Source organism: Mycobacterium sp. 1245111.1 (assembly GCF_001673405.1).
Classification (GTDB): Bacteria; Actinomycetota; Actinomycetes; order Mycobacteriales; family Mycobacteriaceae; genus Mycobacterium.
Genome location: NZ_LZLV01000076.1, coordinates 1 through 20,368, shown reverse-complemented (window position 1 = coordinate 20,368; position 20,368 = coordinate 1). Strand labels below are relative to the sequence as shown.

Sequence of the window (20,368 nt, the reverse complement as noted above, 5' to 3'; positions counted from 1 at the left end):
CTGAGTAATCAGACAAGTTTCCAATATGGATCGATTCAGAAACCGGTAAGTTAGACAATGCGTCGTCGGAAGGAAATCGACGTGTCGAAAGGACTGGTCAGCTCAGGAAGTTGGTCACCGCGGTAGCCAAGTCGGGCGATGCCGACGTCGACATGTTCTGGTAGCTGCCGCCGGAGAGCTTGGCCACGGCTTCCCAGGTGTCTCGATCGGAGTCGGACCCGAAGTCGATGACGTTGACGGCGACCGGCTTGGCCGGGTCGGCACTTTGCTTGATGAAATCCTGGAGGCCCTGACCGCCGAGGCTCTGATCGGTGTGCGGGCCGGCGGTGATCACCAGCACCGAATTCGTCTGTCCCGCATGGAAATTGGCTTGCGCGTCTTTGTAGATCATCCGGAGCGTGGTGAACGACACCGCTCCTCCTGACGACGCGTGCTGTCGATCCAGCGCGGCGGTCAGCGCCTCGGTGCGCGGTTTGCCGTCGACCTGATCGCTCAGTGGGCCCGCCGACACTTCGGAGCGGCCTTCCTTGCCGTCAAAAGTCCACAGCCCGATCACGGCGTTGGGCGCCAGCGACTTGATCCGGTCGTCGAGCGCGCTGACCACGTTGCCCAGCCGGGTCTTGCCGCCCTCTTCGGTGGTCATCGATTGCTCGAGCATGATGATCGCCGCGGGCGCGCTTGCCGGCGCCGACACAACGTTGGCCAGCGCGGCACGGGTCCCGTCATCGCCGACAGACAGGGTCGACGGCAGCGCAGGGAAGCTGGTCACGTCGCTTTTCGGCGGCTTGGTGCCTTCGGCGCGGAAACCGGCTTTGGCAAGCTCGGCGAGCTGATCGGGTTTATGCATGAAGCGGGCGAACTCGTTGGCCGCCGTCACTTGCTCCTGCGACAGCCAGGACCCGCTGAGCTGCACGGTGGGGTAGTCCGCGACCGCGGCGGCCCCCGGCGGCAGCCACGCGCTCAGCGTGCCGCCGGCATTCGGTTGCGTCTGCCCGCGGGCGAAGACCTGTTGTTCGGTGGTGACCACCGCGTGTACCGGGGCGGTCGCCGCGTCACCGGGCTTGAGCAGCGCGTTCATCGCTTCGCCCAGTGAGTTGTCGGCGAGTTTCGGCTGCCCGGCGATCAGCGTGCGGACGGCGCCGCTGCCGTTGGTGGGCGGGGCCCCGGGTGGCACCGACGCCGCCGCGACGGCTTCACCTGCGAGGTATGCGGCATCGCTGTTGCCGCCGATCGGCAGGGCCAGCCGCAGCGACCCCCACGCCGGCAGCTTTAGGCCTGCCATCGCGTCGGGTTTGGTCTGCAGGTCGGGAAGGTCGGCCCATTTCTGGTCGCCCAATGCCCTCTGCAGCTCTGGTCGTACCGCCAGCACCACCGGTGATGTCACCAACGACCGGCTGTCGGAGACCGTTTCCTTGCCCGCCGCAGCGGTGAGTCGCGCGGCGGATATCGAGCTGCCCGGGATCCACAGCGCCGGTCGCTGACCCAGATCCCCGGGCCACTTGCCGATGAAGCCGTCGACGACCGCGTCGGAGCCGGCGGATTTCACCCCGATGGCGACGCAGTGGTCACCGACCGGCGCGGATTGGCCGTTGAACCGGTCGGCGAAGCGTTGCACCTGGTCGGAGATCGACGGATCGGCGACCACGGCGACCGGCAATTTCTCCCCGACGCACCGCGCGCTGTGGGAACGGTTGGACAGCGCGTCCCCGAAGAAGCGCCACAGGATAACGACCCCGACCACCACGACGACCGAGATCAGGGCGGCGATCACACCGATGCTGACGCCACGGCGCCCACCCTCGTTGCGATGGCCGCCGCTGAAGCCGGGGAGCCCGCGATGTCCGCCGGTCGGCGGCCCCGAGGGTGGCTCGGCCGGTGGGCTCGGCGGGTCCTGGTCACGCCGCGGGAAGTCGGAAAAGTCGTCCGACGGCTCGGCTCCGCCACTCGGGATCTCCTCACGGCGATCGCCTTCCGGCTCGTCGAAGTCGAAAAACCCTGGGCCGTCGTGGAAATCGTCGGAGAAGTCATCCTGCGGGCGACCTGGATAACGCGGCGCGGAGAACGAACCGGGGAAACTAGGCTCGTCGGCACGGGGCGCCGGAGGTTCCCGGTAGTCCCCGCCGTCGTCGAATTGCTCGGTTTCGGGATAGTCGTCCGACGGTTCGTCGTCGTCGTCGGGAGCTCGGTGCCTACCCATGCCGGTCCTCTCGTGAGCGCCGGAGGTGCCTGCAGCCGTCAGTCATAGCAGTGGTGGAAATGCCTCGCACAGCCGTCACTCGTGGGCGCGAGCTTTGAACTCGCGCCGGCGTCGATGCAGAATCGGCTCGGTGTAGCCGCTGGGCTGCTGGGCGCCCTGCAGAATCAGCTCCTGGGCGGCCAGGAACGCGATGCTGTCATCGAAGTTCGGTGCCATCGGCAGGTATCCGGAGTCACCCGCGTTCTGCTCGTCCACCAGCGGAGCCATCCGCTCCAGGCTAGCGCGCACATCCTCTTCGGTGATGACGCCATGCCGCAGCCAATTGGCCAACAGCTGGCTGGAAATCCGCAGCGTGGCGCGGTCTTCCATCAACGCGACATTGTGGATGTCCGGAACCTTGGAGCAGCCGACGCCCGCATCGATCCAGCGGACCACGTAGCCCAGGATCGACTGGCAGTTGTTGTCGACCTCTTCCCGGATCTCCTCCGGCGCCCAGGCCAGTTCCTTGGCCAGCGGGACCGTGAGCAGCTCGTCGATCGTGGCACGCTTCTTGCCTTCGAGCTCTTCCTGCACGGAGGCGACGTCGACGTAGTGGTAGTGCATGGCGTGCAGCGTGGCCGCCGTCGGCGAAGGGACCCACGCGGTGGTGGCGCCGGCCTTGGGCTGCCCGATCTTCTGCTCCATCATGTCGGCCATCAGCTCGGTCATGGCCCACATGCCCTTACCGATCTGCGCCTTGCCCTTGAATCCGGCCGCCAGTCCGGTGTCGACGTTGTTGTCCTCGTAGGCCTTGATCCAGGTGGTGGTCTTCATCGCCCCCTTACGGATCATCGGGCCCGCCTCCATCGAGGTGTGGATCTCGTCGCCCGTGCGGTCCAGGAAGCCGGTATTGATGAACACCACCCGGTCGGCGGCGGCCTTGATGCATGCCTTGAGGTTCACCGTGGTGCGGCGTTCCTCGTCCATGATGCCGACCTTCAGCGTGCCCTGCGGCAGGCCGAGCACGTCCTCGACTCGGCTGAACAGCTCGCAGGTGAACGCGACCTCGTCGGGTCCGTGCATCTTGGGCTTGACGATGTAGATCGAACCGGTGCGGCTGTTGGTCAGCGGCCCGTTGCCGTCACCTGTCTTGAGGCCGTGGATCGCGGTCAGCCCGGTGAACAGCGCGTCCTGGATGCCCTCGAAAACCTCGTGACCCTCGGCGTCGACGATCGCGTCGTTGGTCATCAAGTGGCCGACGTTGCGGACGAACAGCAGGCTGCGCCCGGGCAGCGTCAGCTCGCCGCCGTCGGGCGTCTGGTAGGTGCGGTCCTGGTTGAGCACGCGGGTGAAAGTCTTGCCGTCCTTCTCGACGTCCTCGGACAGGTCGCCCTTGTTCAGGCCGAGCCAGTTGCGGTAGCCCAACACCTTGTCGTCGGCGTCGACGGCGGCCACCGAGTCCTCGAAGTCCATGATCGTGGTGATCGCCGACTCCAGCACGACGTCTTTGATCCCCGCCTTGTCGGTCTTGCCGACCGGCGACTCCGGGTCGACCAGGATTTCGATGTGCAGGCCGTGGTTGACCAGCAACACCGACCAGTTGGGGGAGCCGAGCTCGCCGGTGTAGCCGAGGAACTTCTCCGGGCTGGCCAGCTCGACAGATTCGTCGGGGGTCGACACCTTCAGGTGACCGTCCTCGACGCTGAGACCGGTCGCGTCGGACCAGGAACCCGAGGCGAGCGGCACCGCCTGGTCGAGGAATGTCCGTGCGTAGGCGATGACCTTGTCGCCACGGACCCGGTTATAGCTGGTGCCCTTTTCGGCGCCGTCGCTCTCCGGGATGACGTCGGTCCCGTACAGCGCGTCATACAGCGATCCCCAGCGCGCGTTGGCGGCGTTCAGGGCGAACCGCGCGTTGAGGACAGGAACCACCAGCTGAGGTCCGGCCGTCGTGGTGATCTCGTCGTCGACGCCGGCGGTGGTGATGCTGAAGTCGGCGGGTTCGGGCAGCAGATAACCGATTTCGGTGAGGAACTCGCGATAGCCCTCCGGATCCAGCGGCTCGATGACGTGCTGGCGGTGGTACTTGTCGATCTTCGCCTGCAGGTGATCGCGGCGTTCCAACAGGTCCTGGTTCTGCGGCTGCAGGTCGGTGACGACCTTGTCCACACCGGCCCAGAAGCTGTCGGGGTCTATGTCGGTGCCGGGCAGAGCCTCGTTGTTGACGAAGTCGTACAGCACTTGGGCGACGCGCAGGTTCCCCACCGACACGCGATCAGTCATCTTTTTCCTCCGCACTTACCTGTCGAAATCACATCTCAGCCTACCGGCCGGTCACTTAACTACTCGTCACCGGCAACCTGCAGCAGCAGGTCACACCGCGCCAGTAGCGCAGCCCGCAACGGCTCGGCACGAGACGCGATGGCTTTCTGGCAACGCACGTACTCGGCGCGGCCGGCCGCGTCCTCGACGGCAATCGGGGTATACCCGAAGTCGCTCAGGTCATACGGGCTCGCCCGCATGTCGATCTCACGGGCAGCCGCGGCCAGTTCCAGGCAGTCGAGCAGCGTCTCGGAGTCGATCAGCGGGCTCAACTTGTACGACCATTTGTACAGGTCCATGTTGGCGTGAAGACAGCCAGGCTGTTCCCAATCCTGCTGTGTGGCGCGGCTGGGTGAGCCCGCGTTGCGCGGCACGGCCTCGGAGCTGAAAAACCGGAACGCGTCAAAGTGGCTGCAGCGCAACGGCCCTGCAATCTCGGCCTCGATCACGGTGTCGGTACCCCCGGCGCCGAGTCGCAGCGGAACCTGGTGGCGAACATCACCGCCGCGGTAGACCATCGCCCACTCGTGCAGCCCGAAGCAATTCAGCTGGGCCGGCCGCCGGGTGGTTGCACGCAGCAGTTCCGCGACGAACGAAATCGTCTCCATCCGGCTGAGCAGATGCGCGTGGCTGACCGTCACACCGGACGCATCGACGGTGTAGCCGCGGCGGTCCCGGTATCGACGGATCGCTTCGTTACCCGTCAGCGTCACCCCGTAGCCGGGATGCCAGCAGCGCAATTGCCCGGGCCGCAGGCTGTAGTAGCTGAACAGAAAATCCCACACCGGATGCGGCTCACCGATCTGTGCGCGTTTCGCGTGTGGGGCCAGGAAACTCTCGACCCGCACGGCGTGATCGCGGGCCCGCGCCAACCACTGCTCAGGCTCGAGGCGGGCGCTGGTCTCAGGCACGTCCCGTCCCGTCGCGCACCACGCCGACCAGGTCGCGCACCAAGTCCTCCAGCGCGACCATCGCGACCACGGCGGCGCCGTCGGTGGCGGTCACCAACGCGAGGTGGCTGTTGGTGCGACGCATCCGCGACAGCGCCTCGGGGACGCTCAGCGACTCCGAAACGCGGGGCAGCGGCCTGACTCTGGACAGGTCGATCACGGCCTGCGGGTCGTCGGCCAACGACAGCACATCTTTGATGTGCAGGTAGCCGACGAAACCACCGTCGGCGCCGATCACCGGGAACCTGGAGTAACCCGTTGCAGCCAAGGCCTTTTCGACGACGCCGACGGTCGGACCTGAGCCCGGGGCGGCCAACGGAACGGCCTGGATGTCGGCGAGCGGAACCGCGACGTCGCCGACTGTGCGGTTGCGGATCTGCAGCGCCCGCGTCAGCCGGGTGTGTTCCTCGCGATCCAGTAATCCCTCCGACACTGACTCCGCGATCATTTCGCTGAGCTCGACGGTGGAGACCGTGACGTCGAGTTCGTCGCGCGGACGAACCCGCAGCGCCCGCAAGATCAGGTTGTTGCAGCAGCTGTAGAAGTTGACGACGGGCCGGACCGCGCGCGCGTAGACGAGGTAGACCGGGATCAACAGCATCGCCGCGCGCTCCGGACCGGCCATCGCGATGTTCTTCGGCACGATCTCGCCGAGCAGTAGGTGCAGCGTCACGACGATCGCCAACGCCACCACGAACGCGGTGGTGTTCAGCAGCGCCGAGGACTTGCCGAGGAGGTCGAACGCGCGCCGCAGCAGGTCGGCGACGGCCGGCTGGCCGATGCGGCCGAGCAGAATCGACGACACCGTGACACCCAGCTGAGCTCCGGCGAACATCAGCGGCAGTTGCTCGCCGGCCCGGATCACCGTGATCGCGCCCGACCTGCCCTGCTCCGCCAGCCCTTCGAGGCGGTCGCGTCGCGCGGAGATCAGCGAAAACTCGGCGGCGACGAAAAACGCGTTCGCACCGATCAACAAGGCGGTCGCCAACAACCAGAGCACATCGTCCATCAGCGACCTCGCACCGCACCGGAGTCGGCACGATCCGGCAGCTGGGTCAGCTCGAGCAGATCGATGCGACGGCCATCCATCCGCAACACCCTGGCCCGCCACGCCGAGGTGTGCGGAACCCCGTCGTGCTCGTATCCGCTCAGCTGCACCTCGTCGCCGATGACCGGGATGCGTCCCAGCTGCTGCAGGACCAGCCCGCCGATCGTTTCGTATTCGCCCTCGGGGGCGTGATAACCGGTCGCGGCCGCCACCTCGTCGATGCGCAGCAGACCGGCCACCCGCCAGCCGCTGTCGACCGCCACCACGTCCTGGCTGGCGTCGTCGTGCTCGTCGCGGACGTCGCCGACGATCTCCTCGATCAGATCCTCGACGGTGACCATCCCCGCGGTGCCGCCGTACTCGTCGACGACCATCGCGGTCTGCAGAGCGTTCGCGCGGATCTGTCCCATCAGCGCGTCGCCGTCCAGGGTCGACGGCACCTTGGCGACCGGCTGCGCGACGGTGGTGACCAGCGTCAGCCCGCGCTCGGCCGGCGGTACCGCGAAGACCTGCTTGACGTGCACGATGCCGACGGTCTCGTCGAGGTCCCCGTCGACGATCGGAAACCGCGAGAAGCCGCTTTCGGTGGCCGCTTCCACCAAGTCCGCGACGGTGTCGTCCACTTGCAGCGCAACGATTTTCGAGCGCGGGGTCATCAGCTCCTCGGCGGTCAGCTCACCGAACTGCAGCGACCGGTCCAGCAGCGCCGCGGTGGCCGGATCCAGCGAGCCGCTGCGCGCCGACGTGCGCACCAGCGAGACCAGCTCCTGCGCCGAACGCGCCGAGCGCAGCTCCTCGGCCGGCTCGACGCCCACCTTGCGCAGGATCCAGTTGGCCACCCCGTTGGTCAGCCGGATCGGCGCCGTCATCAGCCAGGAGAACAGCAACTGCAATCCGGCGACAGCCCGCGCCGTCGCAGGGGGACGGGCTACCGCAACGTTTTTCGGGATCAGCTCGCCGAAGATCATCGACAACGAGGTGACGATCAGCAACGTCACGAAGGTGACGATCGCATCGGCGACCCGGTTGGGTATCCCGAGTGCATCCATGGCCGGGTGGGGCAGCTCGGCCACCAGTGGTTCGGTCAGGTAGCCGGTGATCAGCGTGGTGATCGAGATACCGAGCTGCGCGCCGGACAGCTGGAACGACAGGCTGTGGTGAGCGCGCTGCACATAGCGGTCCCGGCGACCACCACGGCGGGCGTTGGCCTCGACCGTGCTGCGCTCGAGGGTGGTGAGCGAGAACTCGGCGGCGACGAACAACGCGGTACCGGCCGTGAGCAGCACTATCGCCAGCAGACTGAGCAGCGTGACGAGCAGGTTCATCGAGGCCACCCTTCAACGGCCGTGACGCGCTTCACCCGGGCTTCGCCCGCGATCGCGATCACTCCTCGAGAAGGAGGCTCCTCGGGGTCGGCGTCACACACGCCCGTCGGCGCGGGTGCCTGCGGCACGGGGGCCCTTTCTTCGACGTATCCACTCACGCGTGAACTCTGATCGTAGCGAAGGCGCGACGCGCTGGAGTTCTCGTCGCGGCGCCGACACGCCCTGGTTCACCAGCCGAACGGCAAAGGATGCCCCTCCGCGAAGCCCGCGGCCGACTGGATACCGACCACCACCCGCTCGTGCAACTCGGCCAGCGTCGACGCGCCGACATAGGTACAGGTGCTGCGCACGCCGGAGGTGATGTGGTCGAGCAGATCCTCGACACCTCCGCGAACCGGGTCCAACGCCATCCGCGACGTCGAGATGCCCTCTTCGAACAATGCCTTGCGGGCCCGCTCGAAGGCGCTGTCGGCGGCGCTGCGGGCCACCACCGCGCGCTTTGAGGCCATGCCGTAGCTCTCCTTGTACGGCCTGTTGTCCCGGTCGCGTAGCAGGTCGCCGGGCGACTCGTAGGTGCCGGCGAACCACGAGCCGATCATCACGTTGGCGGCTCCGGCCGCCAGCGCCAGGGCGACGTCGCGCGGGTGACGCACGCCGCCGTCAGCCCACACGTGAGCACCGAGTTGCCTTGCCGCCGAGGAACATTCGAGGACGGCCGAGAACTGGGGCCGACCGACACCGGTCATCATGCGGGTGGTGCACATCGCGCCCGGGCCCACCCCGACCTTGACGATCGACGCGCCGGCGTTCACCAGGTCGCGGGTGCCGGCCGCCGATACCACGTTGCCCGCGACCAGTGGCACACCCAGGTCCAGCGACGCGATCGACTTGATCGCGTCCAGGGCCTTGGCCTGGTGGCCATGCGCGGTGTCGACGACCACCAGGTCGGCGCCGGCCTCGGCCACCGCCTGAGCCTTGGCGACCACGTCCCCGTTGATGCCGACCGCGGCACCGATGCGCAGTCGGCCTTTCGCGTCGACGGCCGGCGCGTAGATGCCGGCGCGGATCGCGCCGGTTCGGGTCAGCACTCCGGCGAGGGTTCCGTCGGTGGCGGTCATCACCGCGACGTCGACCGAGGCGTGCTCGAGCAGATCGAATAGTTCTCGCGGATTCGTTCCCACCGGGGCTTTGACGAAGTCGGTGATCGCGACGTCGCGAACCCGGGCGAAGCGATCGACACCGTCGCAGCATGATTCGGTGATTAGCCCGATCGGGCGGCCCTCGAAGGTGACCACCGCGGCCCCGTGGGCGCGCTTGGAGATCAGCGCCAGCGCATCGGACACCGAGTTCTCAGGCTCCAGGGTCACCGGGGTGTCGACGACCAGGTCGCGGCTTTTGACGAAGTCGACGGTTTGCTGCACCGCGGCGATCGGAAGATCCTGCGGCAGAACGACGATCCCGCCACGGCGGGCGACCGTCTCGGCCATTCGTCGACCAGCCACCGCGGTCATGTTCGCCACCACCACCGGGATGGTGGTGCCGGAGCCGTCGTTGGTCGACAGGTCGACGTCGAAGCGCGACGCCACATCCGAGTGGTTGGGCACGATGAAGACGTCGTCGTAGGTCAGGTCGTACGCCGGGCGGTGTCCCTCCAGGAACTTCATCGGACCCCGCTAGGCGGGAACTTCGCTGCGGTCTGCACTCCAGAGGGTGTGGAACTTTTTGCTCGGGTCTTCATCAGTCCGTCCATAGGTGTGCGCGCCGAAGAAGTCTCGCAGCCCCTGGGTGAGCGCAGCGGGCAGTCGCTCGGTACGCAGTGCGTCGTAGTAGGACAACGCCGAAGCGAAGCCCGGGATGGGGATACCCAGTTCGGTAGCGGTCACCACGACGCGACGCCAACTGTCCACACCCGCTTCGATCGCGCTGCGGAAGTACGGCGCGGCGATCAGGGTGGGCAGGTCGGGGTTCTCGTCAAATGCCTCTTTGATCCGGTTGAGGAATTTGGCGCGGATGATGCAGCCGCCACGCCAGATGGTGGCCATGTCTCCCGGGGTGATGCCCCAGTTGTATTCAGCGCTGCCGGCCTGGATCTGGTTGAAGCCCTGCGCGTAGGCGATGATCTTGGACGCGTACAGCGCCTTGCTGACGTCGTCGATGAATTGCTTTGCATCGCTTGGCTTTTGGCCCAAATTGCCGGAGGCCAGGCCGGTGGTGGCCTTGCGCTGGGCAACCGAGCCGGACAGTGCGCGGGCGAACACGGCCTCGGCGATGCCGGTCACGGGCACGCCGAGGTCGAGGGCGGACTTCACCGTCCAGCGACCGGTGCCCTTCTGCTCGGCCTCGTCGACGATGACGTCCACCAGCGGCTTGCCGGTCCTGGCGTCGGTCTGACGCAACACCTCTGCGGTGATCTCGATCAGGAAGCTGTCCAGATCGCCCTTGTTCCACTCGGCGAACACGTCGGCGATCTCCGGAGCGGTCTTGCCGAGCGCGTCGCGCAGCAGTTGGTAGGACTCGCCAATGAGCTGCATGTCGGAGTACTCAATGCCGTTGTGCACCATCTTGACGAAGTGTCCGGCGCCGTCCGGCCCGATGTGTGTGCAGCAGGGGACGCCGTCGACGTGCGCGGAGATCTCCTCCAGCAGCGGGCCCAGTGATGTGTACGACTCGGCAGGCCCGCCGGGCATGATCGAGGGGCCCTTGAGCGCGCCTTCCTCGCCGCCGGAGATGCCGGCGCCGACGAAGTGCAGGCCGCGCTCGCGGATGGCCTTTTCCCGACGGATGGTGTCGGTGTAGAGCGCGTTGCCGCCGTCGATGATGATGTCGCCTTCTTCCATCGCATCGGCGAGTTCGTTGATGACGGCATCGGTCGGGTCACCGGCCTTGACCATGATGATCACCCGCCGCGGCTTCTCCAACGCATCCAGGAATTCTTCGATGGTCTCCGAGCGGACGAATTTGCCCTCCCCGCCGTGCTCTTTGAGCAGCGCATCGGTCTTGGCGATCGACCGGTTGTGCAGCGCAACCGTGTAGCCGTGGTGGGCGAAGTTGCGGGCGAGGTTCGAGCCCATCACGGCCAGGCCCGTGACGCCGATCTGCGCGGTCCCGGTCTTCGATTCCGACGAGCTCATGTATGCGCCTCTCGCTTTCGTGTCTTCAACGTCCCACGGCCCTGCCACCGAACACTGTGGCACAGCGGGATTCGTGCCTGTGCAAAGTATCGCCCTAGCGCGGTCCGCCGCCGGTCGCCGGGTTAGGCGGCGACGAACAGCCGGTGCAATTCGGTGAGCCAGGGGATGGCCAGCGCGATGGTCGGCACGACCAATACCGCGGCGGCCGCGAGATAAGCGGCCGTCGACACCCACAGGCTGTTGCCACCGGCCGACAGCCGCCGCACCCGCACCAGGGTGTGGGCGCCGCCGGCGGCCAGCGCACCGATCGGCGCACGGCCCGCCGCGCAGGCCACCAGAGCGCGAGCCAGGGGAGCGCGGCCGGCCACCCGGACAGCGGCGTCGTCGGCCAACAGCTCGGCGAGCAGTTGCACCGCATCCAAAGCGCTTGCGCTGCGGACGAATCGGGGGAACGCCGCATGGGCAGCGGTGAAAGCCTCGAGCACCAGATCGTGGCGGGCACGCAGATGTGCGCGCTCATGGCTCAGGATCGCGGTGACCTCGTTTTCGGTCAGCGAGTCAAGGGCACCCTCGCTGACCACCACGCGGCTGCGGACGCCCGGCAGACAGTAGGCCAGCGGCTGCGCCACTTCCAGCACGCGCAGGTCGCGCTCGCGGGCGCAGGCCCGCGCGGACACCAGATCGGGAGACAGCCCGAGCAGGTCAACCAGCATCCGGTGGTGGGCCCGCCGTCGCCGGGTGGCAACGGCGACCCGAATGACGGCCACCAGAAGTCGCGCGCCGATAATCAAGGTCAAACCGAAGACCGCGACGTCGAGTAGCCACAGTGGCCAGCCGAGGCGGCCGATCTCGGCGGCGGGGCTGGCCGTGGGCCTCCCGTCGGGGCCCGGGACGAACAGCCGGCTGGCGATGGCGATGCCGGCGCTGAACGCCGACAGCACCGCGGCGACGGCGATTGCCTGCCAGAGCACCATCGCGGCCCGGGGCGCGCGCAGCGGCCAGGTGGCCCGCGCCAGCAACGCCGGGACCGGGCCGACCAGCATCACCGCGAGAACGGTGAAGGCCAGCCCAGACATGGTCCCAGTGTCCCTCAGCCCTCCGGCCGCGCGCCAGCAGACGGGGGTTTCCGGTGCCCTGATTCCAATTCGTCGAGCGCACGCCGCAGCGCTTCGGCCTCGTCGGCACTGACGCGCTCGACGAAGTGCACTAAGGCGGCCTGCCGGCTTCCGGTATCTGCGACCTGGTCGAGTGCATCGACCATCAGCCCGGCGACCAGTTCGTCGCGGCCGTGTACCGGCGCATATTGGTGGGCGCGGTCGTCCCGGATTTGGGAGACCAGATTTTTTTTGGCCAGCCGCTGCAGCACGGTCATGACGGTCGTGTAGGCCAGGTCGCGCTGCTCAGACAGCGCCTCGTGCACCTGGCGCACGGTTTGCGGGTGGGGTGCGGACCAGAGGTGGTCCATCACCGCGCGTTCGAGGTCCCCGAGCCGCGTCTGCTTAGCCATGTCTGCTCATCTCCTTGGCAATGCCGCCAGAGTACTCGCGCTTACTACTCACCGTCGTACCTCTGCCGTCGGCGGGATCGCCACCTGCCGAAACCATCGGCGCTTGTGCGGGTCCCCACTGGTTCGAAGTCAAATATATGGTTAGGCTAACCTTATAACAGGAGGTGACCGTGACGATCACGATCGACGACCCGCTGATTGCGGCGATGGCCATTGACCGCGTGCTGCCCCTGCACGAATCCAGCCGCCGGCTGCGCGAGCTGTATCCGCAATGTCCACGGGTCTATGGCGTCGCCGTGCTCGCTGACGTGTCGGTACGCCGCTGGTGGCCGCTGGCCTCCGCGCTGAGCACCGATCGTTTGCAGGCCATGTTCGACGCCGCAATCGTCGACATGGACCGGCGCAGTGCCGCAAGGCAATTGGCGGCGACGCTGGTTCATACCGTGATTGGCCGGGTGGTCGCGTTGGTGGTCCTGGAGGCCAGAGCGTGGGACACCGGGCTGGAGAATCTGTGGGTCCACGTCGACTCCGACGGCGTGATCGACTGGGCCGGGGTGGTCGACCCGACGGTACGGGTATTACCCGACGACCCGTGCGCCAGTGCCGGCCTCGCCGATGGCGTGGTCCGGCTGCCAAGCGAGGCGGCGCTGACGACCTGGGTGGCGCACCGCTGCCACCGCACCCTCGAGCCGCTTTTCGCCAAGCTGCATGCGGTCAGCGGCGCTGCTCTGCCGATCGCTGCGATGTGGCACATCGTCGGGTCAATGGTGGTGGCGTCGGCCACGCAGGTGCCGCAGCTGGCCGGCGCCGACGAGCTGACCGCGATGCGCCGTGGTCAGGCGGTGCTGGACGCGCTGGTCGGATTCGGGCTGCCGGTTCGCGGCCTGTCGGCGGCGCGGACGCGCAGGCGGGGAACATCTTGCGAAATTAGGGCAGCCTTGCCTATGCTGCTGGCATCGAGCGATGAATGACCGCGCCGGCGTCCTGAGGGCTGCAGTGACCCCCGGTCTCTCGATACGGCGAGCCCCGTGCACATGTGCACGGGGCTCGCTGCTATTCGAGGGCTGCTGTCAGTCTTTGATGAAGTGGTACATCCGGTAGGACAGCCGGCCGCGCTGCAATTCCTTGTACATCAATGTGTCTGGGGCGCCGGCGAACAGCTTGCCGAACGGCCGCAAGAACACCGGCAGCCGGCTGCCGACCAGTTCGAGGTAGCGGCCCGAGTTGTTGTCCAGCCCGCGCAGCACCTCGCGGTTGATCTCGCGCTTGGACTCCATTCGCATCGGCAGGGCGGCCAGCGCCGCATCCCACTCGTCATATTCGAGGAACCCGCGGAAGTCGACGTATAGGAAGTGCCCGCCCGGACGCAGGACCCGGACCATCTCCTTGAGGAAGCGGTCGAAGTGCGGGTAGGCGTGTGAGGCCTCGACGTTGAGCACGGCGTCGAACGACTCGTCCGGGAACGGCAGGTTCTCCGCGTCACCGTGCACGAAATCGAGCCCCGGCAGGGGATACCGGCGCTTGGCGAAGGCGACGCCGTCGGGGTTGAAGTCCAGGCCGGTGTAGGAGGCCGGGTGCAGCGTCTTCATCACGTAGGCCCCGCCGCCGCCGTGGCCGCAGCTGGGCTCGAGCACCTTCTTGCCGGTGAGGTCGGTCTGGCTGGCTGTGCGGTGGTAGAGCTGAATACCCCACCGATTCTTCTCGTCCTCTGGCGCCAGAGGCAGGCCCATCGGCGGGTCTTCCTCGTAGCCCCAGTTCAGGAACACGACGTCATCCTGATCCCATCGACGGGTGACGAAGGGATACCAGTACTTGTTCATGGCCAGCTTGAACCACGAATAGCTACCGAGGGGTTTCACGTATTGCCTGAGGCCGCCTGTCACAGCAGGCAAGTATGCCAGTGCGTTACACGCTGCCGTGGTCAGCCACGAACAGCGAGTCGGAATCCACCGGCGGCTTGTCCGTACGCCGGTAGACAACCGCCCGCGCACCCTTTGCCGGCACGGTCGCGACGCCACGCCAGAACGCCTTCTCGCCGGGCGCATCGGTTGGCTCGAAACGGAATTCGCGAAGCAGCATGCGCAGCACGACGTCGGACTCCATGTTGGCGAAAGCCGCACCGACGCAACGGTTGACACCGCCACCGAACGGAATCCACGCGACGGGCTTGCTGGCGGTGCCCATGTAGCGATCCGGATTGAACGCCTCCGGGTCGGGGAAATCCTCTTCGGATGCGTGAGCCAGCTTGATGCTGATGATGATGTTGGTGCCCTCCGGAAGTACCCACTCGCCCAACCGGATTCGCGTCTTGGTGCGGCGCGTCGTGCCGTCCAGCACGGGGCGGGTGCGCTGCACTTCCCAGATCGTGGCCTGCCGCAGTTCGCCACCGCCGGCATCCGCCTCGTCGGCCAGGCGCTTGCACAGCTCGGGGTGTCGGCTCAACCGCTCTATTGCCCACGCCAGCGACGATGCGGTGGTCTCGTGGCCGGAACCCAGCAGGGTCAGCAGTTCGTCGGCGATGTGATCGTCCGAGATCGGCTCGCCGTCTTCGTAGCGGGCCTGCAAAAGCAGCGCCAGCACGTCCTTGCGCTCTTCGATGGCCGGGTCGGCGCGGGCCTCGGAGATCAGCGAGGCGATGACGGCGTCGAACCGCCGCCGCTGCTTCATGTAGCGCCCCCACGGGCTCCACGGCCCCAGGTCCTTGCGCACGAACGGCGGACACACCACCAGCAGCGAGCCGAGCGTCACCATCGCCGGCACGGTCTCTCGAAGTTCTTCCAGCGCGGCACCTTCGGCGCCGAACACCGCGCGCAGGATCACCCCGACGGTGATTCGCAGCATCGGCTCCAGCGTTTCGAACTCCTTGCCCTCGGTCCAGGTCGCGATCTCGCGCTCGACCTCTTCTTCGATGATGCGGTCGTAGCTGCGCATCCGCTTGCCGTGGAACGGCGGCGCCAGCAGTTTGCGGCGCTCGCGGTGCTCGTCGCCGGCCAGGCTGAACGTCGACCCCGGTCCGAACGCCCCACCGATCGACCCGTTTCCGGACGGTGGACGCTGAACCAACTCAGTGCCGGTGCTGAACAGCTCCTTTGCCAACGCCGGGTCGTTGATCACCACCGCGTGGTCGTTGTGGGGCAGGTTCACGCTCACGACGTTGCTGCCGTAGCGCTTGCAGATGTTGTCGAACATCGCGTGGTTCTGCACCAGAAACTGGACCATCTGGATCAGCTTCGGAGTCCGGGGACCGGGCGGCAACCGCACCGGCTCGGTCGTCGGCGCAACCATGTGTTCCTTCCAACCGTGGGCGTGTGAGCGAATTCCAACCGTCGCTCACACGGCTTGAATCAGGCCCACAGTATCGGTTGACCGCGTGGTCTGCACGAATTTGCTGTACCCGGAACGCCTGGTGTGTCCGACGGCCTGTAGACACTACAAGCATGGAACCGATGCCAGAAGCGCCGTTCGACAAGGAATTAGGACTGGAGTTCACCGAGATCAGTCCTGACCGCACGCGCGCGCGACTGGACGTCGTACCCAAGCTGTTGCAACCCATGGGCATCGTCCATGGCGGCGTCTACTGCGCAATGGTGGAGAGCCTGGCCAGCGTCGCCGCCTACACCTGGATGGCCGCCAAGGGCGGCGAAGGGTCGGTCGTCGGCGTCAACAACAACACCGACTTCTTGCGGGCCATTCGCAGCGGGATGCTCTACGGGACCGCGATTCCGATTCACCGTGGACGGCGTCAGCAACTGTGGCAGGTCACCATCGTCGACTCCGACGAACGACTGGTGGCCCGCGGTCAGGTGCGGCTGCAAAACCTCGAAAACGCTGGCTAGCTGGCGGCTTTGGCCGTCTCGCCCTCGTGCGCCTCGGCGGCCAGCACGGCTAGCTGCTCAAGCCGGGTGCGGGCGAACGCCTGTTGCTCGGTGATCGTCAACTGGCCGCGCCGACCACTCAGGAACGTCACGATCCACGACAGCACCGTGGTGATCTTGTTCTTGAACCCGATCAGATAGACCAGGTGCAGCAGCAGCCAGGCGAACCAGCCGATGATGCCGCCGAACTCCACCGGACCGATCTTCACCACGGCGTAGTACCGCGACACCGCGGCCATCGACCCCTTGTCGAAGTACTGGAACGGCTCGCGCTGGGCGGGGTCGGCGCCGGCCAACTCGGCCTTGATCAAGCCCGCCGCATATTTGCCGCCCTGAATCGCGCCCTGCGCAACACCGGGCACACCGTCGACGGCGGCCATGTCACCGACGACAAACACGTTGGGGTGGCCGGGAATCGACAGGTCGGGCAACACCTTGACCCGGCCGGCACGGTCGAGTTCGACGCCGGATTGGCGGGCAAGGTCCCGGCCCAGCGGGCTGGCGGACACACCCGCCGACCACACCTTGCAGGCGGATTCGATGCGACGGGTGGTGCCGTCGGCGTCCTTGACGGTGATGCCGTCGCGGTCCACGTCGGTGACCATCGCACCGAGCTGGATCTCCACGCCCATTTTCTCCAGCCGGGCGGCCGCCTTCTTGCCGAGCTTCTCACCCATCGGCGGCAGCACGGCGGGCGCGGCATCGAGCAGGATGACCCGCGCCTTCGTCGAATCAATATGGCGGTAAGCACCTTTGAGCGTGAAATCCGCGAGTTCGGCGATCTGCCCGGCCATTTCGACGCCCGTCGGTCCCGCTCCGACGACGGTGAACGTCAGGAGCTTCTTGCGCCGCTCTGGATCGTTGGACCGCTCGGCGGCCTCGAACGCGCTCATGATCCGACCACGCAATTCGAGCGCGTCGTCGATGGACTTCATACCCGGTGCGAATTCCGCGAATTGGTCGTTACCGAAGTACGACTGACCGGCACCGGCGGCGATGATCAAGCTGTCGAAAGGGGTTTCGTAGCTGTGGCCGAGCAACTCGGAGACGACGAACTTGCCCTTGAGGTCGATGTGCGTGACGTCGCCGAGCAGCACCTGGGCGTTGTGCTGGCCGCGCAGGATCATTCGAGTCGGGGGCGCGATCGCGCCTTCGGCGACGATGCCGGTCGCCACTTGGTAGAGCATCGGCTGGAACAGGTGGTGGGTGGTGCGGGCGATCAACTTGATGTCGACATTGGCCCGTTTGAGCTTTTTGACGGCGTTCAGCCCGCCGAATCCGGAGCCGATGACCACAACCCGGTGTCGACGATCTAGTGCAGTGTCCTCGGGCTGGGCGTTCATGGTTTGGTTGCTCCTCAGCGGTGACTGGGTTCAACACCACGATAGTCGGCCGGACCTGCAATTATCGACGTACCAGGGGTGTGATCGCCCACACCCGGCGGGTCGCAGGTGACGCGCCTCGCTGCGCGATCTACCGACCGACCGGCGCTGGCCATATCGGGGGTGGTGATGGCTTCGGCCAGCAGCATGGGATTGCGGTAGGTGTTGCCAGTCACCAACGTGCCCAACTGAACTCGCTCAGTCGCGAGTGCCCCAAGGGCCGGGTAAGCCTCGAGCATCGGCTGATCGGGTGAGCCGAGCATCGGCAGCTGATAGAAGTGGTCCATCACGAAAACCGATTCAGAGCCCGCTGATTCAGCTTGGCGAGCCTGCGCGATTACGGTGGGAAAGAGTTGTTCGACACCGGTGCCGTAGGAAAAGTTGGGAATGTGAAAGCCAAGTCGAATAGCCACACATTCCCGGCTAGCGACGGGCGCCGCGCGACAAAGGTCGCCGTCGACAATTACGCGCCGGGCGAACTGCGGCTTGGTAGATTGCCGCGCTCCTCACGCCGTTTCACGACGCGCATCGTCGTGCGGCTAGGCGAACTGGGTCAGCGCACCGTGGCTGACGTGCAGCGTCTGGCCCGTGATGTGCCGAGCGGCGCCACTGGTCAGGAACAGCGACATCCGGGCAACCTCGGCGGCTACCGATGGCGGCGTGCTGGACAGGCCTTCGTAGCCGGGCTGTGCGCTGCGTCCGGCGGCAACCGCGTTCACGGTGATACCGCGGGTGCCGAAGATCGTCGCCTGACCGGCGACCCAGCTGGAGAGCGCGGCCTTGACCGCGGCCTCGGCGCTACCCGGGCGGGGATTTTCCGGCATCACACTGATGATCGACCCGCCGGATCGCAGGTGGTCGCCCACCGTCTCGAGCGTCAGCACCGCCGAGAGCACGGTGTCGTCCAGCGAAGTGCGCCAGGCGGTGGCCAGGTCCGACAGCGTGTACTCGCGCGGGTCGCCGGAGTTCCAGTGAGGCGCCGGAATGTTGACGATCGTGTCCAGGTGGTGTGGGAACAGGTGCCGAACCTCCGCAAGAGCGGCGGGGCTGGTGTTGTCGCAGACGATGGCGTCCGCCTCGATCTCCTTGGCGGCTACCTCGAGGTCGTCTCGGCGAGCACCCAGCAGTGTGACCGTGTGGCCCGCGCTATGGAACTCTTCAGCAACGGCGCGACCCAGTTCGGTGTCGCCTCCGGTGACAAGTACCTCCACGGCCATGACCTCCTCGTATTCAGCATTGAATCCAGGTGCCGGCTTGTCGGGAGCGCCGCGGCGTACCGCTCGAGCAACGGCTTTCCGGTGCTTCGATGGTGGCATACCGCACCGCCGGTCCCTGGGATTTCAGGGCGTGTATGGCATTAACGTTTCCTTATGTTACTGGACGGTAGCTAGATATGAAACTCCGATTCCGGCACGGCGCGATCACCGTTTGGACAACGCTGGGAACCGTGACATCTGGGCTGGGCGGCGCGCGCGCAGTCAGGACGGCTGCCTTGCTCGTGCTCGCATTGGCGACCGGTGTGAGCGGATGCGGCCGGCAGCCGACGGCGACGCCGGGTACTTCGCCGTCAGGTCACCGGCCGGCCACCTCGATCATGGTGTTCGCCGCAATATCCCTCAAACCGGCATTCACCCTGCTGGGTGGCAAGTTTCAAACCGACAACCCCGGCGCGACCGTGGAATTCAACTTTGCCTCGTCCGCCGAGCTGGCGAACAAGCTGACCAAGGGTGCCAGCGCCGATGTCTTCGCTGCGGCGGACGCCGCGCAGATGGACACCGTGATCAAGGCCGACCTGACAAGTGGTGAACCGGTCAACTTCGCGTCCAACACGTTGGTGATCGTCACCGCCCCAGGCGATCCGAAGCAGATCCGGTCGTTCGCCGACCTGGCCGGACCCGACGTACGAGTCGCGGTGTGTCAGGCGTCGGCGCCCTGCGGGTCGGCGGCTCAACGCATCGAAGACCGGGTCGGGGTGCACTTCAACCCCGCGACCGAGGAGCCGATCGGGGCCGGCGTGCTGGCGAAAGTCACTGGGGGAGAAGCTGATGCCGGACTGGTCTACCTCAACGATGCGCACAAGGCCGGCGCCTCGGTCGACACCGTCCGGTTTCCGGAGTCCGCGGACGCGGTCAACGTCTATCCGATCGTCGCGCTCAAGAAGGCCTCGGAGTCGATGCTGGCGCAGAAGTTCGTCGACCTGGTGGTCGGCGCGACGGGGCAGCGTGTGTTGAGCCAGGCTGGCTTCGACAGTCCCTGAACAGGCAAAACCTCGTCGGTCGTGACGCGCCCGACCGCATCGGCGTTAGCGAATTGTCACCTGTGCCGCCAGCACAAGTGATGAGCTGGGAGGATGCGACGCCGTCCGTCCGCGCAGCCTGCAGAAAACCACGCGAAACGTCTGCAATTCACACTTGCGTCACGGGGGTAACACGGTAGGTTTTTGCCTCATGGACCGGGTGGAACGCTATTCGACAGGGCCTAAAAACCGCAGGATGACGCGGGTAATCGCAGCGATCGGCGGTGCCGGGGCGATCACATTCGCGTGGCCGACGGTGGCCGGCGCCGATCCGGTGCCACCACCACCGCCCGGCCCGGCAGCACCGATCGCTGCGATTACCCGCGTCATCCTGCGGTTTTTAGGCCCTGTCGAAT

16 protein-coding genes and 1 pseudogene are annotated in these 20,368 nt (G+C 66.5%); 3 read left to right on the top strand and 14 right to left on the bottom strand.

Features of this window, described 5'->3' with window-relative positions:
• Window positions 1-97: 97 nt before the first annotated feature.
• From A5658_RS12120 to A5658_RS12080, 9 genes are all read right to left on the bottom strand, one after another.
• Window positions 98-2,197: a substrate-binding domain-containing protein gene (locus tag A5658_RS12120; protein WP_067334704.1), complete on the bottom strand. Its 2,100-nt coding sequence runs from the start codon at window positions 2,195-2,197 to the stop codon at window positions 98-100.
• A gap of 75 nt (window positions 2,198-2,272) precedes the next feature.
• Window positions 2,273-4,459 carry a malate synthase G gene (locus A5658_RS12115; RefSeq protein WP_067334701.1) on the bottom strand — a complete coding sequence of 729 codons (2,187 nt, stop codon included), beginning with the start codon at window positions 4,457-4,459 and terminating at the stop codon, window positions 2,273-2,275.
• Window positions 4,460-4,518: 59 nt separating this feature from the next.
• Entirely contained in the window at window positions 4,519-5,409 is an 891-nt protein-coding gene (locus A5658_RS12110) for a 3-methyladenine DNA glycosylase (protein ID WP_067334698.1), read from the bottom strand.
• Complete coding sequence (locus A5658_RS12105; RefSeq protein ID WP_067334695.1) at window positions 5,402-6,457, bottom strand: hemolysin family protein; 1,056 nt, start codon at window positions 6,455-6,457, stop codon at window positions 5,402-5,404. The genes A5658_RS12110 and A5658_RS12105 overlap by 8 nt, the downstream gene beginning before the upstream one ends.
• Window positions 6,457-7,821, bottom strand: coding sequence for a hemolysin family protein (locus A5658_RS12100; protein ID WP_067334692.1), 1,365 nt, complete (start codon window positions 7,819-7,821; stop codon window positions 6,457-6,459). Before A5658_RS12100 ends, A5658_RS12105 begins: the two co-directional genes overlap by 1 nt.
• 227 nt (window positions 7,822-8,048) lie before the next feature.
• Complete coding sequence (locus A5658_RS12095; RefSeq protein WP_067334689.1) at window positions 8,049-9,485, bottom strand: GuaB1 family IMP dehydrogenase-related protein; 1,437 nt, start codon at window positions 9,483-9,485, stop codon at window positions 8,049-8,051.
• Between the two features lie 9 nt (window positions 9,486-9,494).
• Entirely contained in the window at window positions 9,495-10,952 is a 1,458-nt protein-coding gene (gndA, locus tag A5658_RS12090; RefSeq protein WP_067334686.1) for an NADP-dependent phosphogluconate dehydrogenase, read from the bottom strand.
• Window positions 10,953-11,074: 122 nt separating this feature from the next.
• Window positions 11,075-12,028 (bottom strand): M56 family metallopeptidase, encoded by a 954-nt coding sequence (locus tag A5658_RS12085; RefSeq protein ID WP_067334683.1) that lies wholly within the window; start codon window positions 12,026-12,028, stop codon window positions 11,075-11,077.
• A 14-nt stretch (window positions 12,029-12,042) separates the two neighbouring features.
• Window positions 12,043-12,459: a BlaI/MecI/CopY family transcriptional regulator gene (locus tag A5658_RS12080; protein WP_067334680.1), complete on the bottom strand. Its 417-nt coding sequence runs from the start codon at window positions 12,457-12,459 to the stop codon at window positions 12,043-12,045.
• Window positions 12,460-12,629: 170 nt separating this feature from the next.
• Here A5658_RS12080 and A5658_RS12075 point away from each other — a divergent pair, with 170 nt between their 5' ends.
• Window positions 12,630-13,430: an iron reductase gene (locus A5658_RS12075; protein WP_231997292.1), complete on the top strand. Its 801-nt coding sequence runs from the start codon at window positions 12,630-12,632 to the stop codon at window positions 13,428-13,430.
• 99 nt (window positions 13,431-13,529) lie between these two features.
• On the opposite strand, the gene A5658_RS12070 is transcribed toward A5658_RS12075, so the two are convergent.
• Window positions 13,530-14,279, bottom strand: coding sequence for a phthiotriol/phenolphthiotriol dimycocerosates methyltransferase (locus tag A5658_RS12070; RefSeq protein WP_082993112.1), 750 nt, complete (start codon window positions 14,277-14,279; stop codon window positions 13,530-13,532).
• Window positions 14,280-14,364: 85 nt separating this feature from the next.
• The gene (locus A5658_RS12065; RefSeq protein ID WP_067334673.1) at window positions 14,365-15,744 is read right to left on the bottom strand and encodes a cytochrome P450; all 1,380 of its coding nucleotides are present in this window, start codon (window positions 15,742-15,744) and stop codon (window positions 14,365-14,367) included.
• 152 nt (window positions 15,745-15,896) lie between these two features.
• Here A5658_RS12065 and A5658_RS12060 point away from each other — a divergent pair, with 152 nt between their 5' ends.
• Window positions 15,897-16,295 (top strand): PaaI family thioesterase, encoded by a 399-nt coding sequence (locus tag A5658_RS12060; protein WP_067334670.1) that lies wholly within the window; start codon window positions 15,897-15,899, stop codon window positions 16,293-16,295.
• Here A5658_RS12060 and A5658_RS12055 read toward each other — a convergent pair.
• The 3 genes and pseudogenes from A5658_RS12055 to A5658_RS12045 all read right to left on the bottom strand — a co-directional run bounded on the left by A5658_RS12055 (window position 16,292) and on the right by A5658_RS12045 (window position 18,933).
• Window positions 16,292-17,677, bottom strand: coding sequence for an NAD(P)/FAD-dependent oxidoreductase (locus A5658_RS12055; protein ID WP_067334667.1), 1,386 nt, complete (start codon window positions 17,675-17,677; stop codon window positions 16,292-16,294). The two genes, A5658_RS12060 and A5658_RS12055, sit on opposite strands and share 4 nt — an antisense overlap.
• Window positions 17,678-17,808: 131 nt before the next feature.
• Window positions 17,809-18,129 (bottom strand): annotated as a pseudogene (locus A5658_RS12050) (LLM class flavin-dependent oxidoreductase); the annotation flags it as partial.
• 126 nt (window positions 18,130-18,255) lie between these two features.
• Window positions 18,256-18,933, bottom strand: coding sequence for an SDR family oxidoreductase (locus A5658_RS12045; protein ID WP_067334663.1), 678 nt, complete (start codon window positions 18,931-18,933; stop codon window positions 18,256-18,258).
• Between the two features lie 176 nt (window positions 18,934-19,109).
• Here A5658_RS12045 and modA point away from each other — a divergent pair, with 176 nt between their 5' ends.
• Window positions 19,110-19,973: a molybdate ABC transporter substrate-binding protein gene (gene modA, locus A5658_RS12040; RefSeq protein ID WP_082993111.1), complete on the top strand. Its 864-nt coding sequence runs from the start codon at window positions 19,110-19,112 to the stop codon at window positions 19,971-19,973.
• Window positions 19,974-20,368 lie beyond the last annotated feature (395 nt).

What these genes read in the sequence shown, in the direction of transcription:
- A5658_RS12120 (WP_067334704.1), bottom strand. Translation starts at nt 2,197, where the DNA reads ATGGGTAGGCACCGAGCTCCCGACGACGACGACGAACCGTCGGACGAC.
- A5658_RS12115 (WP_067334701.1), bottom strand. Translation starts at nt 4,459, where the DNA reads ATGACTGATCGCGTGTCGGTGGGGAACCTGCGCGTCGCCCAAGTGCTG.
- A5658_RS12105 (WP_067334695.1), bottom strand. Translation starts at nt 6,457, where the DNA reads ATGGACGATGTGCTCTGGTTGTTGGCGACCGCCTTGTTGATCGGTGCG.
- A5658_RS12100 (WP_067334692.1), bottom strand. Translation starts at nt 7,821, where the DNA reads ATGAACCTGCTCGTCACGCTGCTCAGTCTGCTGGCGATAGTGCTGCTC.
- A5658_RS12095 (WP_067334689.1), bottom strand. Translation starts at nt 9,485, where the DNA reads ATGAAGTTCCTGGAGGGACACCGCCCGGCGTACGACCTGACCTACGAC.
- gndA (WP_067334686.1), bottom strand. Translation starts at nt 10,952, where the DNA reads ATGAGCTCGTCGGAATCGAAGACCGGGACCGCGCAGATCGGCGTCACG.
- A5658_RS12085 (WP_067334683.1), bottom strand. Translation starts at nt 12,028, where the DNA reads ATGTCTGGGCTGGCCTTCACCGTTCTCGCGGTGATGCTGGTCGGCCCG.
- A5658_RS12080 (WP_067334680.1), bottom strand. Translation starts at nt 12,459, where the DNA reads ATGGCTAAGCAGACGCGGCTCGGGGACCTCGAACGCGCGGTGATGGAC.
- A5658_RS12070 (WP_082993112.1), bottom strand. Translation starts at nt 14,279, where the DNA reads ATGAACAAGTACTGGTATCCCTTCGTCACCCGTCGATGGGATCAGGAT.
- A5658_RS12065 (WP_067334673.1), bottom strand. Translation starts at nt 15,744, where the DNA reads ATGGTTGCGCCGACGACCGAGCCGGTGCGGTTGCCGCCCGGTCCCCGG.
- A5658_RS12060 (WP_067334670.1), top strand. Translation starts at nt 15,897, where the DNA reads ATGGAACCGATGCCAGAAGCGCCGTTCGACAAGGAATTAGGACTGGAG.
- A5658_RS12055 (WP_067334667.1), bottom strand. Translation starts at nt 17,677, where the DNA reads ATGAACGCCCAGCCCGAGGACACTGCACTAGATCGTCGACACCGGGTT.
- A5658_RS12045 (WP_067334663.1), bottom strand. Translation starts at nt 18,933, where the DNA reads ATGGCCGTGGAGGTACTTGTCACCGGAGGCGACACCGAACTGGGTCGC.
- modA (WP_082993111.1), top strand. Translation starts at nt 19,110, where the DNA reads ATGAAACTCCGATTCCGGCACGGCGCGATCACCGTTTGGACAACGCTG.